General features: G+C 40.1%; 14 protein-coding genes. 10 read left to right on the top strand and 4 right to left on the bottom strand.

Annotated elements, in window-relative coordinates:
* From ACW2QC_RS13220 to ACW2QC_RS13210, 3 genes are all read right to left on the bottom strand, one after another.
* The gene (locus ACW2QC_RS13220; RefSeq protein ID WP_457544438.1) at positions 1–1,902 is read right to left on the bottom strand and encodes a tetratricopeptide repeat protein; all 1,902 of its coding nucleotides are present in this window, start codon (positions 1,900–1,902) and stop codon (positions 1–3) included.
* A complete protein-coding gene (locus ACW2QC_RS13215) occupies positions 1,896–3,602 on the bottom strand; it encodes a molecular chaperone HscC (RefSeq protein WP_457544437.1) in 1,707 nt (568 codons plus the stop codon). Before ACW2QC_RS13215 ends, ACW2QC_RS13220 begins: the two co-directional genes overlap by 7 nt.
* Positions 3,603–3,963: 361 nt before the next feature.
* Entirely contained in the window at positions 3,964–4,806 is an 843-nt protein-coding gene (locus tag ACW2QC_RS13210; RefSeq protein ID WP_457544436.1) for an aldo/keto reductase, read from the bottom strand.
* Between the two features lie 223 nt (positions 4,807–5,029).
* Here ACW2QC_RS13210 and ACW2QC_RS13205 point away from each other — a divergent pair, with 223 nt between their 5' ends.
* The 5 genes from ACW2QC_RS13205 to ACW2QC_RS13185 all read left to right on the top strand — a co-directional run bounded on the left by ACW2QC_RS13205 (position 5,030) and on the right by ACW2QC_RS13185 (position 9,663).
* Positions 5,030–5,980 carry a cation diffusion facilitator family transporter gene (locus ACW2QC_RS13205; RefSeq protein ID WP_457544435.1) on the top strand — a complete coding sequence of 317 codons (951 nt, stop codon included), beginning with the start codon at positions 5,030–5,032 and terminating at the stop codon, positions 5,978–5,980.
* A gap of 34 nt (positions 5,981–6,014) precedes the next feature.
* A complete protein-coding gene (locus tag ACW2QC_RS13200) occupies positions 6,015–6,584 on the top strand; it encodes a hypothetical protein (RefSeq protein WP_457544434.1) in 570 nt (189 codons plus the stop codon).
* 202 nt (positions 6,585–6,786) lie between these two features.
* Complete coding sequence (locus tag ACW2QC_RS13195) at positions 6,787–7,419, top strand: DUF421 domain-containing protein (RefSeq protein WP_457544433.1); 633 nt, start codon at positions 6,787–6,789, stop codon at positions 7,417–7,419.
* A gap of 258 nt (positions 7,420–7,677) precedes the next feature.
* Complete coding sequence (locus tag ACW2QC_RS13190; protein WP_457544432.1) at positions 7,678–9,132, top strand: SulP family inorganic anion transporter; 1,455 nt, start codon at positions 7,678–7,680, stop codon at positions 9,130–9,132.
* Positions 9,133–9,246: 114 nt separating this feature from the next.
* Positions 9,247–9,663 (top strand): universal stress protein, encoded by a 417-nt coding sequence (locus tag ACW2QC_RS13185; RefSeq protein WP_457544431.1) that lies wholly within the window; start codon positions 9,247–9,249, stop codon positions 9,661–9,663.
* Positions 9,664–10,091: 428 nt separating this feature from the next.
* Here the strand turns inward: ACW2QC_RS13185 and ACW2QC_RS13180 are convergent, their stop codons facing one another.
* Complete coding sequence (locus ACW2QC_RS13180; protein ID WP_457544430.1) at positions 10,092–10,250, bottom strand: hypothetical protein; 159 nt, start codon at positions 10,248–10,250, stop codon at positions 10,092–10,094.
* 169 nt (positions 10,251–10,419) lie between these two features.
* Between ACW2QC_RS13180 and ACW2QC_RS13175 the strand changes: the two genes are divergently transcribed.
* The 5 genes from ACW2QC_RS13175 to ACW2QC_RS13155 all read left to right on the top strand — a co-directional run bounded on the left by ACW2QC_RS13175 (position 10,420) and on the right by ACW2QC_RS13155 (position 15,972).
* On the top strand, positions 10,420–10,635 hold the full coding sequence (locus ACW2QC_RS13175) for a DUF6366 family protein (RefSeq protein WP_457544429.1): 216 nt from the start codon (positions 10,420–10,422) through the stop codon (positions 10,633–10,635).
* Between the two features lie 265 nt (positions 10,636–10,900).
* On the top strand, positions 10,901–11,227 hold the full coding sequence (locus tag ACW2QC_RS13170; protein WP_457544480.1) for a YnfA family protein: 327 nt from the start codon (positions 10,901–10,903) through the stop codon (positions 11,225–11,227).
* 309 nt (positions 11,228–11,536) lie between these two features.
* The gene (locus tag ACW2QC_RS13165; protein WP_457544428.1) at positions 11,537–12,457 is read left to right on the top strand and encodes a manganese-dependent inorganic pyrophosphatase; all 921 of its coding nucleotides are present in this window, start codon (positions 11,537–11,539) and stop codon (positions 12,455–12,457) included.
* 591 nt (positions 12,458–13,048) lie between these two features.
* A complete protein-coding gene (gene ltrA, locus ACW2QC_RS13160; protein ID WP_457544427.1) occupies positions 13,049–14,308 on the top strand; it encodes a group II intron reverse transcriptase/maturase in 1,260 nt (419 codons plus the stop codon).
* A 179-nt stretch (positions 14,309–14,487) separates the two neighbouring features.
* Positions 14,488–15,972 carry a glycine betaine uptake BCCT transporter gene (locus tag ACW2QC_RS13155; protein WP_457544426.1) on the top strand — a complete coding sequence of 495 codons (1,485 nt, stop codon included), beginning with the start codon at positions 14,488–14,490 and terminating at the stop codon, positions 15,970–15,972.
* Positions 15,973–16,304: the final 332 nt, after the last annotated feature.

The raw sequence follows: 16,304 nt of genomic DNA, 5'->3' as shown, positions 1-16,304 counted from the left end.
TTAATAACGAAATTGCAGAAGTAGTTTAATAACACGTGTCCAAATATAATATAAAAGCGCAATGAAAATGGCGAAATAAAGGCAAGATGCAAATAGTAAATCAAATACGTTTGCATCGCTATTTGCTATGTTCGATCCATTTATCAGTTTGTTTTGGCTAAATTCCTCCATGCTTTTGAAAGTAAACGGTGTAGATACAGCATTTGCCAGCTTGGTTCCCAGTGCCTCAGGAGGAACAGGTTGCCAGCTACCGACAATTTCGATATCATGTGTGCTCTCTAATTCACGGTCCTTTGCATATGGCAGCAAGCATAGAACCGGAGTGCCATCCTCCAAGTAGCCACCCCACACGAGTTCGGCATCATCATCATCCAGCAGTTCCAGGTTACGGGCTTCTGATTGTGTGAAATAGCCATTAATCGTTTGATTATTTTCATCCCTGGACTGGGTTTTGTAGTAGCCGGTGAAAAACGCGTCTTTTAGTGTTGTAGATACAAAAAAATCTTTGTCTCCCGGCTTTGGAAAATCACTGCGTTTCTCTACCTGGATTATTTCCGGAGGGTCTATTTTCTGTTTAAAAAATTCATACACCTCTGCGCCAGTGCTCTTCTTATACTCGCTATTTAAACTTGCAGGCACACCCAAGATAAGAATAAATGCCACGAAGACTTTGAACTTCGGTAAAATATTCCAATATAGCCGGATCTTTTCCCTGATACTCATAATGCCCATTTCTTGTTGTACGTTTCGCTTATTTTCATGAACAAGGTCCTCTTTACCCAGCTTGGCATCGACTTTGGCCAAATAGGTTTGTGAAACAATGTCTAGCTTTTCTTCCGCAAGCACAAATTCAAATTTTTTCCTAGCCTGTTTTAATGCACCTGTTTTATATAAACATTGTCCCTCAAGCCGGAGGATCTGCAAATTGTCCGGTTGTATTGCTTTTGCTACTTTACAGGCTTTAAGTGCCTCTTCCACAAGATTTTCGTCAAATAATAAGTGCGCTTTTTGCAGTAAGATATCGATATCATCAGGCTGAATCTCTGTATAGGTCTGTAAAGCGCAGATTGCTTCATTATAGTCACCGGTTCTTCGGTGAAATTCCGCCTGCAATCGCAGGAAGTCGGGATCGTCCGCAAAGATTTCTTCTGCTTTCTTCATAACATCCCTTGCTTCAGCTAACTGGTTTGCATTTAAATGTCTCGAAAATTTTTCCCGATAGTACAAGAAGGTATCACGATCAATCTGTTTTTCTTTTACAAGTGATTGATAGTGGAATTCAGGACGGATCATACATTCATAAAAAAACTCCGGAAAATTATCTTCCAGGTTAAAATGTTTGTTCAGCAACCGCCAGATAGATTTTGGAAATTGATTATGTTCCTTTAGAAAGCCTAGCAAACGATATGTCAAAATATCTCGTGAACGCATATCCCAGACAATATCCGCTTCAAGCAGCTTTTCCCAGTTGTACCAGCCGATTCTTGCAGGGTAATTGGCATACAATTCTTCCACTTGGTCCATAAATGCATTGACATCCTGAAGGCTTTCGTCGGTCTCTTGATTCGGCAAAATAGTTGTATCGTCATCATGGGAATAGGAATAAGACTCATGATCAGCTTCTTCATCGTATCTAATGTTAGCATTTCCATCCTGATTATCTGTCATCAAGATGTCACTGGTAGAAGCTGTTTCAGTAAAATCACGTTCGATGTCTCGCGCTTCTGCGGCTACTTTATTTTCCCGTGCATATCTTTTTGCCTGCTCAAAGGTTTCACGTAGTTTTTGATAGCCTTCAGGATCATCTTCTGGATGGTGAATTTTCAATTGTTTAGCATAGGCCCGTTTGATTTGTTTGATGTCTGTTGTTGGCTCAATATTAAGAAACTCCCAATCTACCATTCAACATGCTGCCACCTTTCGATTTGATCAAGCTGCTCTTTCAATTGGGACGCTGCCTCATCTACTTTTTTCCGGTCCTGTGTTTGCAGAACTGCCTCGAAATCTTCTAACAGTTTCGTGATTACCTTTCGATGATCTCCCAATGCTTCTTCATACATTCGTTCTCCTCTGGCCATAAGCAATCTGTTTTCAGCAAGTTCTCTAGGGTGAATTTTGATCTCCTCAAGCGCCTTCAATCTTGCTTCAATTTCCTCACTGGTCATATCTCCGGGGCTATTCTCAATGATGATTCGTTCCATTTTTCCGGTGCTAACGGAAGCACACTCTACTTCAAGAATGCCATTGATATCATATGTAAAGCGAACATCTACCAATTCCTCTCCACTTTTACTAGGGGGAACGTCAATTTTTACGTCACCTAATTGTAAATTATTTTTGGTCAGTCTGCTTTCACCTTGGAAAATCTCCACCAAAATTTCGGTCTGATTATCATGAATGGTATGGAATTGTTCGACTCTACTGACAGGGATTGGCGTATTCCTTTCAATAATCGGCGAAAAATGCCCTGCTTCGATTTGATCCATTCCAATTCTTCTTGCTACCTCAATACCTAACGTATATGGGCATACATCCGTTAACACCATTTCCTTTAACGCTACATTTCTTTCTTTTAAGGCAGCTTGCACAGCAGTACCCTGTGCCACGGTTTCGTCAGGATCGATATCCGAAAAAGGAAGTCTTCCCATCATTTTCCCAACGATTGTTTTAATAATCGGCATCCTTGACGCTCCGCCTACCAAAACGACCGCATCTAGTTCATCAGGGGAAAGGGAAGCATCTCTTAATGCACGTTCAATCGGGACTCTTAGTCGAATAATAAGCGGGTGGACTATTTTCTCAAACTGCTGTCGAGTGATCTGTTCCCGATAAGTTATCCCATTTTTCTCCAAAACAATCTCGCCAGCTTGGTTCATGCCAATTGTTCGTTTACATGTTTCAGCTTGTTTTGTTAATGAGGAACGATCCTTTTCATCCAGTGTTTCCGTATCAAGCTGCTGGTTTTCAATAAAATAATGTACAAGTGCATCTGTGAAATCTGCACCACCCAAATAATTATCTCCTGCAATAGCCCGAACATCCATGACACCTTCGAAAAACTCTAAAATGGATACGTCATAGGTACCGCCACCCAAATCGAAAATTAGAAAATTCGTATCTTCCTTTTGTTGATGCAGGCCATATGCTAAAGCCGCTGCTGTCGGTTCGCTAATCAACCTTTCCACATGTAGTCCCGCGAACTCAGCGGCACGCTTGGTTGCTTTACGCTGAACATCATTAAAATAAGCCGGTACACTAATTACCGCCTCTGTAATTTCTTCTTTCAGGTATGCCTCTGCATCGGCCTTTAATGATTTGATGACAAAGGAGGATAATTCCTCTGGGGAAAAGTTATATTTTCCTAACCGTATCATACGATCACTGCCCATTTCCCGTTTAAACACGGATGCCGTTAAATTGGGGTGGGTAATCAGCCTTTCCTTCGCGATAGCGCCCACAAGCAATTCGCCGTTATCATCCACACCTACAACGGAAGGCGTCAGTTTTTCACCCAAATTATTTGGAATAATTACTGAACCGCTTTCCGTCCAGTAGGCAACAAGACTGTTTGATGTTCCTAAATCAATTCCAATCACAGTCATAATACACCTCCATAACTAAAAAGATTCAAAAATAAATGAAAATATATCTCCTATTTTATTTCAATCCGCATGGGCGAACAAGACAGAACGCGAAAGATAGTCTTAAGGTCATGGCTAATACGAATTATTGTAGGTACTTTCGGATTATATGATGAAAGATAATTTAGGTGTGGGGTGGATGGATTGGTTTGCTGATATGCGATAAGTGGAATGAGAAAAATGGCACCCCGACTCCAGAGTGCCAAAACCATTATCCATTTTCTGCTCCGTTTATCGTTATAAGGGCCAATAAACAGTTGCAGCACGAGTAAAGGCAAGAAGTATAATAATCACATACTACCTGAAAGTAAGGTGGGGTTGCTTAAAATTCTTCATACGTAGCCGGATCCTGGTCGTTAGTCCTGCCATCTGGATGCGTTAATTCTGAAATCGCGCTCATTTCCGTTTCGTTTAAAGAGAAGTCAAAAATGGATATATTCTCAAGTTGTCGTTCGGGGGATGCGGATTTAGGAATTGAAATTGCCCTGAGTTGATAATGCCAACGTAAAATAATTTGGGAAATCGTCTTATGATGATGGTTGGCTATCTTGTTAATTGTTTCATTTTGTAAAACTTTATTTGCTCTAGCTAATGGACTCCAGGATTCGGTTTTAACGTTATGTTCATCGTGCCATTTCCTTTGTTGCTCTTGGTTGAAAAACGGATGTAGTTCTATTTGATTGATGCTTGGGATAACACCCGTTTCCTTTTCTAACCGCTCCATATGTTCAGGGAGGAAATTACAAACACCAATAGATCGAATTAAACCCCATTTTTTAGCGTCAATCAATGCTTGCCAGGCTTCCACATAGTTATCTTGCATCGGGTTAGGCCAATGAATAAGGTACAAATCATAATAATGAAGGCCAGCGCGAAATAAGGATTCTTGAATGGCGGTAACGGCTTTATCATAAGTTTGATATCGCCCTGGTAATTTGGATGTGATTTTTAAATTTTCCCTTGTAACAGAACTGCGCCGAACCGCTTCACCCACAGTTCCCTCATTTTCATAATTGTAAGCTGTATCAATTAGCCGGTAACCTAAATCAATTGCACTATTAATAGCATTAGCACCCGCATTTCCATTAAGTCGGTATGTACCTAAACCTATAACAGGTAACGTAACCCCATCATTTAGGGTGACTTCTGGAATTTCTGTATACATAGATGATCGCTCCTCTCATTCATAATATTTTAAGATTATCACTTATGAGAATGTTAATTCAACTATATGAATTGACAGTTTATGTAGATGTCGGATGCTAATCGAAACATAAGGTTGGTTCTATAGATTTAACTTCACTTATAAACTTCACATCCTTCATTCCATGCATATAATCGGCAGTTCTTCAAAACATAATTACAAAGATGATGCAGGAGGACGGCCGATGCGTTTTATCGAATTAATAAAAAAAGGAAATGTTTCTTCAGGACTTGCGGCAATTGGTAATGCTGTTATTGCCGCAGCAAAATTAATAGTTGCTTTTATTAGTGGTAATGGAACAATGTTTGCGACAGGTATGCATTCATTAGCGGATACAGTGAATCAAGGTTTCGTCTTTTTTGGTAGTGTACTCGCTGAAATGAAACCGTCTAAGCGATTTCCAACTGGATTTGGGCGAGTTATTAATATCTTTTGTATGGTGGCAGTTATCGTTGTAACGGTTATGGCATATGAAACGATCAAATCCGGATGGGAATCCTTTCGTCATCCAGAAGCGACTGGTGACTTTTGGCTTAATTTAATTATTCTTATTGGCGCTATAATTATTGATGGTCTCGTTTTTATTAAATCAATGAAAGAAATTTCGCGTGAAGCAGGCGGGGAGAAAAGCGGGAATATGTTTATATCGGCATTTAAAAGTGCTCCCAAAGCGGCACCGGCCACAAGGCTTGTTTTTTATGAAGATTTAGTTGCAACAACTGGTTCGGCGCTTGCTATTATCGGCATTGTGCTTGGACAGTATTTCGATATTTTGAAAGCGGATGGAATCATTTCTATGTTAATTGGCGTGCTGATGCTTTTTGTAGCTTATCGAGTTGGTTATGACAATATGGTTGGTTTAATTGGGGTATCTGCCCCTGCTGAAGTCGAAAAGAAAATTGCAGAAGTGTTATTAGAAAATGAATCAGTCGTTGATATTTATAAGATGCGAGTGCTTCAAGAAGGACGAGCCTATCATGTTGAAGCAACGGTTGAATTAAAAAAGGGTCTTACACTTGCAGAAGCGGATGATATCAAATTCGATCTAACAGACAAGTTACTCAGATCACCGGAAGTTGCCGACGTTGTATTAGGTATTATTGAAGACGATGAACAGGAATCCTGGCAGCAGTAGATAATAATGAAGTCGCGCACCTTGGCCTGAAAGTGTGCACCTCCGGCAGAAAGTCGCCGGAAGAAAGCGGAAAGTCGCCGGACAGAAGCGGAAAGTCGCCGGAAGAAAGCAGAAAGTCGCCGGAAAAAAGCAGAAAGTCGCCGGACAGAAGCGGAAAGTCGCCGGAAGAAAGGGAAAAGTCGCCGGAAAAAGGCGGAAAGTCGCCGGACAGAAGCGGAAAGTCGCCGGAAGAAAGCGGAAAGTTGCCGGAAAGAAGCGAAAAGTCGCCGGAAGAAAGCGGAAAGTCGCCGGAAGAAAGCGGAAAGTCGCCGGACAGAAGCGAAAAGTCGCCGGAAGAAAGCGGAAAGTCGCCGGAAAAAGGCGGAAAGTCGCTGGAAAGGCGGAAAGTCGCCGGAAAAAGGCGGAAAGTCGCCGGACAAGAGCGGAAAGTCGCCGGAAGAAAGCAGAAAGTCGCCGGAAAAAGGCGGAAAGTCGCCGGAAGAAAGCGGAAAGTCGCCGGACAGAAGCGGAAAGTCGCCAAGGCGGGGGATTGAATGAAGTGGAATATGCTTTTTGGCACGCTGATTGGATTTACGATTGTTTTCTTGCTAACGAGTTTAAGTAAAGGTGAATTTAATTGGTCGACTTGGCTCTCCTGGATGATTGGCGGTGTATTTGCATATGTAATCATAGCCGTTTGCATTAAATGGCGCAATAATCGTGAAAAATAAACTTCCTTTTTTCATTCACCAATCGTAAGTAGAATAATCCCATGATTTTGAGGTAGGCTAACAATAGAATGAATTGTAAAAAGGGAGTTAAGAAGTATGGATCTAGATGTAATATGGAAGGCTGCCCTCATTGTAATTGTTGGGACATTTCTGTTACGTATTGCTGGTCGAAAGTCTATTTCACAAATGACATTACCACAAACGGTGATTATGATTGCGATCGGATCATTGCTTATTCAACCCGTATCTGGTAAAAATATTTGGGTTACATTCGGTGTTGGTGGCATACTTGTTTTGACACTAATTGCCTTCGAATATGCTCAATTAAAATTTGATGGGGTGGAAAAGCTCGTTACAGGTAATGCCAAAGTGGTTATTAATAATGGAACGTTAAATGAAAAGAATCTACGGAAATTGCGATTAACGGTTGATCAGCTAGAGATAAAATTAAGGCAAAAAAATGTTATGAAAATCAGTGATGTTAAATGGGCAACACTAGAGCCCAATGGACAATTAGGATTTACATTAAAGCAAGAAGCGCAGCCAGTTACGAAAAAAGAATTTCAAAAATTAACGACAGACATGCAAACGCTGCAGCAAACTATTAATCAGCTTGTTGCGAATCCAGCTTTATATAGCCCACCATCGAGTAATTCCAATCAGGAGAGTTTATTTACAGAAGTGGAAACCAACGAACACGAAAATCCTCCACCAAAACATTTACAATAGCATTAGTGAAATACTCTGAAAAGACCCGAGATTAAGCGAGACTCGGGTCTTTTTGCTATCCTAAATATACCAGCCTAAAAGAGCAGTTAATCTAAACCTAGCCAAAAATACACAAAAAGCAGAGAAAATAAAAGCATTTAGAAAAAGATCGCGCTTACATCAAATTTTGTGATCGTTCTTACATGTGGTATGATGCAATGGTTATAAACGGTCCAAGCTTTTTGGGAAGCTTAATTTTATAAGGAAAGAGGTAAAGAATTGAAGGTGGAAACATTAAAAAGAGAATGGTTTAGTAATATTAAAGGGGATATACTTGCTGGAATGGTTGTGGCACTAGCGCTTATTCCTGAGGCAATTGCTTTCTCCATCATTGCCGGGGTCGATCCGATGGTTGGATTGTATGCATCCTTTTGTATTGCAGTTGTGATTTCCATTACTGGTGGCCGACTGGGAATGGTATCGGCAGCAACGGGTTCTACGGCATTATTAATGGTAACGCTTATTGCGGAACACGGCTTGCAATATTTGTTAGCGGCGACGATCTTAACGGGAATCATACAAATTTTATTTGGTGTATTTAAGCTTGCCCGTGTCGTGAAATTTGTGCCACGCTCGGTGATGGTTGGATTTGTTAATGCACTGGCGATCATGATTTTTATGGCCCAACTGGAGCATTTTGTTGGTGAAACTTGGATAATGTATGCACTTGTAGGATTGACATTAGCTATTATTTATTTGTTTCCAAGGATTACAAAGGCAGTTCCATCCACTTTAGTAGCCATTATTGTGATCACAACGATCGCTATTTTTGGCAATATCGATACGAAAACGGTTGGTGATTTAGGGAATCTGACACAGCAATTGCCTGTCTTTTTGCTTCCTTCGATCCCATTAACGTTTGAAACATTTATGATTATCTTTCCGTACTCTTTGGCAATCGCTATTGTTGGCTTGCTGGAAACATTATTAACTGCCAACATTGTCGATGACATGACAGACACAGAAAGCAACAAAGATAAAGAAAGCCGCGGACAAGGTATTGCGAATATCGTTTCCGGATTTTTTGGCGGGATGGCTGGATGCGCCATGATCGGGCAATCTGTCATCAATATTAAATCAGGTGGCCGGGGCAGATTATCTACGTTTGTTGCTGGTGCGTTTTTGATGTTTTTGATCATTGTGTTGGGTAGTTTAGTTGTACAGATTCCGATGGCAGCTTTAGTAGGCGTCATGTTCATGGTGTCGATTGGAACTTTTGATTGGTCGTCATTGAAAAACCTGCATAAAATTCCCAAAACGGATGCTGGCGTTATGGTTACAACGGTTGTTATCGTCTTGGTTACAGACAATTTATCAATCGGTGTTCTTGCTGGTGTATTATTAAGTGCAATCTTTTTTGCAGCCAAAATATCAAAAGTGAAGATTACGGATGAACTTAATGGAACCAAACGTGTTTATCATGTACAAGGACAACTATTCTTTGCATCGGTAAACGATTTACCAAAAAAATTCAACTACACAGATACCATTCAGGAAGTAGAAATCGATCTAGCCCATGCTCATCTATGGGATGACTCGGCAATTGAGGCATTAGATAAAATCGAGACGAAATTTGAACAACATCATATCCGAGTTGTATATACCGGATTAAATGATGAAAGCAAACAATTGAAAAACCGAATCGGCGGACTATCGAAAGCTTCCGGACACTAAAGTGGGACATGGGGACAGGTCCCTTGTCCCAGGCGCATTCTACCATCAAACAAGGCGGGCGACGTGGGACACCTAACCTGTCCCCATGTCCCGGAAGGTAAATGAGGTGAGCAGTTGTTTAAACGGATTGTACTTGCAACGGATGGATCTGAACATTCTATCCGTTCAACGAGATACGCGATAGAGCTTGCAGAAAAATTTAGCGGTTCCATTGAAGTTGTCTATGTGATTGATGGGCAGACAGCTAAGGCTGATGTATTGCACAGTGGTAATAAATATGAAATAGCACGGAAAAGACAGGAGAAGATTAAATCTGTTGTTGACTTGCTTGAAGATGTAAAAATAACATATAAGGTGCATCTGCTACATGGTGAGCCAGGACCGGCAATTGTGGAATTCGCCAATGAAAACGATTCTGACTGTGTTGTCATCGGCAGCCGTGGATTAAATAATTTGCAAACATTCATTTTAGGAAGTGTTAGCCATAAGGTAGCGAAGCGGGTGGACTGTCCAGTGTTGATCGTTAAATAGAATGAAAACCTCGTCGTATTTATTGAAAATTTTAGAGGTGCAAACAATAAATAGCAAACCAATTCACACGTTATTTCACACTGAAATAGCGTGTTTATTTTACTGTTATTTCAAGTTAATTTAAATGTTTATTCATAAACGAATCGATAAGCAAATTCAAAGGACTGAGAAGATTACTGTAGCATTTTGAATATTACCCGAATTAAGACGAGCATTCAATTGCTAATTTTAAATATTGTATAAAATTTATGTGATAATTGTGTTAAACTAATATAGGAAATGTGCATTCGAATTTTCAAAACAATTTAGGTTGCATACTTTCTTTGGGTGGGTAGTTATCTACTGCTTTTTGGAACGGTAGAAGCCTCCTTCACAGTCAATCCCTAAGGTTTAAAACATAAAACTAAAAAACCACTAAAAGTGGTTTTTTAGTCTCGCATTGCTCCTGCCTCTCGGGAAGTCATTGCACCTTGTCCTTCCTTTATATCTTTTTGAATTTCTTGTTTTACTTTTTTAGGATCGGTTCCGGCAAATCGTGGTTTCGTACTAGAATTCAAATTCTGTTTAGTTTGTTGATCCCTTACCATACAAGTCCTCCTTAATTTATTGTGTTTAACAATCAACCTTATTATTTACAAAAAAACATGCGGTATACCCCGTGGATTGGAGCGAATTTCACTTAAAGTAAAGGGGATATTTTCTAAATAAGGCATTGCACCTTGTCCCCCTATTGTTTAATTTTTAGGAGGTGTTAATATGGGCAAAGAGCAAGAAACACCTGAAGAAAGAAGAGAGAGATTAAGACAACAGGAATGGAAAAACAACCCAACCGGCAACTTGAATGATTCACTAAATAGAGGTGCTAATGGAAGCCTTGTTGACTTAGTAGGTGGTTTAGGTTGGAAAGGTACTGGAATACTTATTCTTGTAATAATATTCGGGTTTATAATATATGCCGTTTTCTTTCGATAATGGGTGTAGGAGTGAAACAAGGAATTGACAGTACAGCAGTTAGGAGAATAAAAAGATATAAATTTCATACATGACAGGGGAAAATATTTGAGCTTTAGCTAGCCAAATTAGAGACCTACGTAGAAAAGAGCCTTCAGTCTATAAATCTAACTGTAAAAATTAAAAAAGGTATATCTTAATCCCGAAATAATATCTTTATGTTATCAGATTTTATATAACAATTCTATAATTTACATAGTAATATAAAAAATAGGACGTGGTCTAAATACTTTATGCAACTTTTTTATTTATACTTGCAGGTATCGCTGAAATAGGTGGAGGTTATTTAATTTGGCTCTGGTTAAGAGAAGGTAAGCCTTTTTATTGGGGAATAGCTGGTGGTATAGCATTAGCCATATATGGTGTGATTGCCACATTTCAAACCTTTCCATCATTCGGTAGAGTTTATGCTGCTTACGGTGGAGTATTTATTGTTCTATCTGTTTTATGGGGATGGGGAATTGATAAAAAACCACCTGATTTTTACGATTGGTTAGGCGCTGGAATATGTATTATTGGTGTTTCTGTAATGTTATTTGCACCACGCCAGTGATTGATTATTTACTTGATGATCAAGTAACGGAAGATGATATAAAAAATACACTTTTCGTGCAAATTGACTTTTTGCTGAAGTAACAGTAAAAGTGGAGATTGTACTGCCAAGTAAACCCGTTAATTATTTGAATGCGGGGTTTTTAAATAGAAAGATGATCACCTGGGTAAGAGAATAATGGAATGCTTGTTTGAGCGCTACCCTCTTACGAAATCTAACAAGAGCAAGTGCTTTTCTAATTTGCGATGATGCCATATAATTGGTATAAAGAATATGGATATAAATTTTTAATGTGATAGGAGAGTTACCATGGAAAGCACACTTATATTTGGACATAAAAACCCAGATACAGACACAATTACTGCAGCACTTGCTTATGCCCATTTGAAAAATGAATTAGGATTTCAAGCAGAGCCTGTTCGCCTAGGTACTGTTAATAAAGAGACACAATATGCACTGGATTATTTTCATGTAAAAGAACCACGTTTAATTGAAACGGTTCCGGAAAATAGTGATGTGATTCTGGTTGATCATAATGAATTTCAGCAGAGTGTTGATAATATTAAAGATGCACGAATTACTGAGGTTATCGACCATCACCGTGTGGCAAATTTTGAAACAAAAGAACCATTGTATTTCCGCGTAGAACCTGTTGGCTGTACAGCGACAATTTTAAAGAAAATGTACGAAGAAAATAATGTTTCGATTACCAAAGAGATTGCTGGATTGCTTGTGTCAGCAATTGTTTCCGATTCCTTATTATTGAAATCACCAACATGCACGCAACAAGACGTTGACGCAGCTCGCGAATTAGCGGAAGTTGCTGGTGTTGATCTTGATCAATATGGTTTGGATATGTTACAAGCTGGAGCTGATCTAAGTGACAAAACAATGGCGGAACTTATCTCCATGGATGCGAAAGAATTTGACATGAATGGATCTAAAGTAGAAATTGCCCAAGTAAATGCGGTGGATACGAGCACGATTCTTTCCCATCAAGCGGAATTGGAGGCGGAAATTAACCAGACAATCGAAAGCAAGAACTTGGATTTATTCTTGTTCGTTGTAACTGACATTATTAATAATGATTCAGATGCATTAGCGCTTGGTAAAGCTAAGGAAAATGTTGAAAAAGCATTTGACGTGACATTGGAAAATAATCGCGCCCTATTAAAAGGTGTCGTATCACGGAAGAAACAGATTGTTACGAATTTGACGGAAACATTTTAATGAATTAAAAATCCCTCTCGGCTATAGCGGAGAGGGATTTTTTTGGTGTGCCCGGCATGGGTGCAGACTATAGGGTGAAAGTCCCGAACAGCGAAGGCAGTAGTAGCTGTAGCTTAAGACAAGGGCATGACGGGTGACCGTCATGTCTGAAGGAAGTCAGCGGCAAACTTCCACCCCGAGGAACACGAACCTCATATAAGGCTAGGTAATATTGAATGAGTCTGCCAAACAAGACAAAGTTCATACTGCCAAAGGTATTACAAAGTAAATGAGGCGGGGATGTGGAAGGAAAGTTTGTACTCTTACCCGGGGAGAACCTGTTGGAGTGCCGTGCTCTCGCGGTAAGCAATCTTGCGAAGGATTGTTGAACAACAGGCGTCAGCAGAGGTCATAGTACCTGTTTTACTTAAGGAAACAGGGAAGGACCGAACCGATTATGAAGAATCACATCTAGGCGTTCATTTCACCCAATGAAACAGAAAAGATAACAACCTACTTTGAGGAGGAAACGGTGAATCCGTGGGGGACTTAAAGAGGGTGGAGGATGAAATGGCACAAGAAGAATGGTGATTCACGCAGGAGGAATATCTCATGATGGAACGGATTCTGGCACGACCGAATCTTTTACAAGCAATCAAACGGGTAGAAGAGAATAAGGGAAGTCATGGTGTCGACCAAATGACCACAAAAGACCTGCGGAACCATTTGGTAGAAAATTGGACAACTGTAACTAACCAACTGAGGTCGGGGTCCTATCAACCGAAACCAGTCCGTCGAGTCGAAATCCCGAAACCAGACGGAGGGATTAGGAAGTTAGGTATCCCTACGGTGACAGACCGTTTCATTCAACAAGCTATTGCCCAACAATTAACGTTAGTATTTGACCCAACATTTTCGGAGTTCAGTTACGGATTCCGTCCAAATAGAAGGGCACATACCGCAGTTAAACAGGCTAGAGCTTATATTAAAGAAGGATACCGCTGGGTAGTAGATATGGATTTGGAGAAATTCTTCGATAAAGTAAACCATGACCGATTAATGGCGAAACTAGCGAATAAAATTAATGACAGAGCACTCCTTCGCCTTATCCGACGTTTTCTGCAAGCAGGTGTTTTAGAGAACGGATTAGTTCGTCCAATCACGGAAGGAGCACCTCAAGGTGGTCCATTAAGTCCGTTACTTTCTAACATTGTATTAGATGAACTGGATAAAGAACTGGAGAAACGTGGTCATAAATTCGTGAGGTATGCGGACGATTTCCAAATTTATGTGAAGTCTAAACGAGCCGGAGAACGAGTGATGGAATCCATCACAATGTTCATCGAAAAGAAATTTCGACTCAAGGTAAATCGGGAAAAGAGTAAGATAGACCGTCCTTGGAAACGTAAATTCTTGGGGTTTAGTTTCACAAGCAATAAGAAACAGCCTAAAATTCGATTGGCAAAGCAATCCGTTGAACGATTCAAAGCACGGATTAGGAAGCTAACTTCACGAAAACAGCGAATAGATATGGAACAACGCATAGCCAAACTAAATAGCTATCTCAATGGTTGGCTTGGGTATTATCAGTTAATCGATACACCAAGTAAACTAAAAGAGTTAGAATCATGGTTACACCGAAGACTTCGAATGATACGTTGGAAAGAATGGAAATTGCCAAGAACAAAGAAGAGAAAACTAATCTCGCTAGGAATATCACCACAAAAGGCATATGAATGGGCAAACACCAGAAAAGCCTATTGGCGCATCGCAAAGAGTCCTATACTACACATAGCCCTTGGTACCAAATATTGGTCAAGCCAGGGGCTAAAGAGCATATCCATTAGATATGAAATTTTGCGTCACACATAATCCGGAACCGCCGTATACGGAACCGTACGTACGGTGGTGTGAGAGGGACGGAGGTTAGTCGCCTCCCCCTATCTCAATGCCCATTTTATATAACCCTCTTCCGCATAGAATTCTGCGTTATTGAAAAACTAACGTAACACTTCATTTCTGCTAACAAGAAATATAGGAAGGGGTATAACATGAAACAAGTAACTGCTGTATTTTGGATTACATTTGGTCTGACATTGATCCTATCCATTTGGGGCATCATTGCTCCAAGTAATTTTGAAAGCATATCAAGTACAATTATGAATTATATATCCGTACACTTTGGCTGGTATTATTTATTAATTGTATCGTTTTTTATCATATTTTGTTTGTACTTAATATTCAGCCCCTACGGTAAAATCAGACTTGGAAAGCAGAGTGATCGACCAGAATTCGGATATGCCTCGTGGTTCGCCATGTTATTTAGCGCCGGAATGGGGATTGGACTTGTCTTTTACGGGGTTGCCTCGCCGGTTTCCCATTATATAGAAACTCCTCCTACAGCTGAACCTGGTACAAGAGTGGCACTCGAAGATTCGTTGCGTATCACATTTTTCCATTATGGTATTCATGCTTGGGCAATATATGCGGTGACTGCCTTAATACTCGCTTATTTTATCTTTCGCCATGGCAAGCCTGGGTTAATTAGTGCTGCACTTGGACCGCTTTTTGGTGATAAAATGAATGGAACATGGGGAAAAGTGATCGACATCATTGCGGTGTTTGCGACGATTGTTGGTGTCGCGACTACTCTTGGATTTGGTGCGACACAAATCAATGGCGGTTTCACCTATTTATTTGGGGTAGCTGACACTTTCTGGGTTCAACTTGTCATTATTCTAGTTGTGACGGTTTTATTTATGCTATCAGCCTATACAGGTCTAAGCAAGGGCATCAAATATTTAAGTAATGCTAACATGGTATTGGCCGGTCTATTGTTCATTGCTGTACTGATATTGGGACCTACCATGTACATCCTGAACTCATTCACCGATACGATCGGGTCGTACATTCAAAAAATACCTTCCGAGAGCTTTCGTATATCGCCAAATAGTGCTGAAGAACGGCAGTGGGTAATGGACTGGACAGTATTCTTCTGGGCTTGGTGGATTGCTTGGGCACCGTTTGTTGGGATTTTTATTGCTCGCGTATCGAAAGGGCGAACCATTCGTGAATTTTTATCAGGCGTTCTGATCGTCCCATCCGTTGTAGGCTTCCTATGGTTTTCAGCGTTTGGAATGTCGGGAATTGAGGAGCAAAATAATGGGGTAGATATTGCCGGTCTGCCAGATGAACAAGCGCTTTTCGGTTTGTTTGATCAATTTCCATTAGGTATGGTCTTATCCTTGTTGGGGATCCTGCTCATTAGTACGTTTTTTATTACATCCGCGGATTCTGCGACGTTTGTTTTAGGGATGCAAACGACAAACGGCTCACTATCCCCATCAATGCCAGTAAAATTTGTATGGGGAATCGCCCAATCGGCAATAGCTGCAGTACTCTTATACACCGGTGGCTTGCAGGCCTTGCAAAATGCGTTGATTTCGGCAGCATTACCATTTTCATTTATCATGTTGCTGATGATTTTCTCTTTTTATAAGGCGTTGAAAAATGAAAAGCAGGGGAAGAAGTTGTAGCAAGACGGATTAATATACCGACTAACATAAAAATAGTCAAGTGAATACGAATTAACAAAGCATTTAGGGTACTAATCACATAACGAATAGTACCCCGTTTTTTTATGCTTTTAAAGGTAAAAATTCCCTTTACTGAAATGTGTATAGAGTCTGAGTATGAAACCTTTTGTTAAAATTAATCGTATATTTAAATATAAATAAAAATTACTTATGAGGTGAGAATTAAATGGTTCGGCAGCAGGAAAGAAATTGTGAAAAATGTGGGAAGAAAATGATTAAATGTTATGTTGATGATGGATTGAGGGGTCTACTTGTAAAAAATCCTGAGGGTG

It is taken from the genome of Virgibacillus sp. FSP13 (assembly GCF_054048505.1).
Note: the sequence above shows the minus strand (reverse complement) of the source record. Positions and strands in the feature narration are given on the sequence as shown.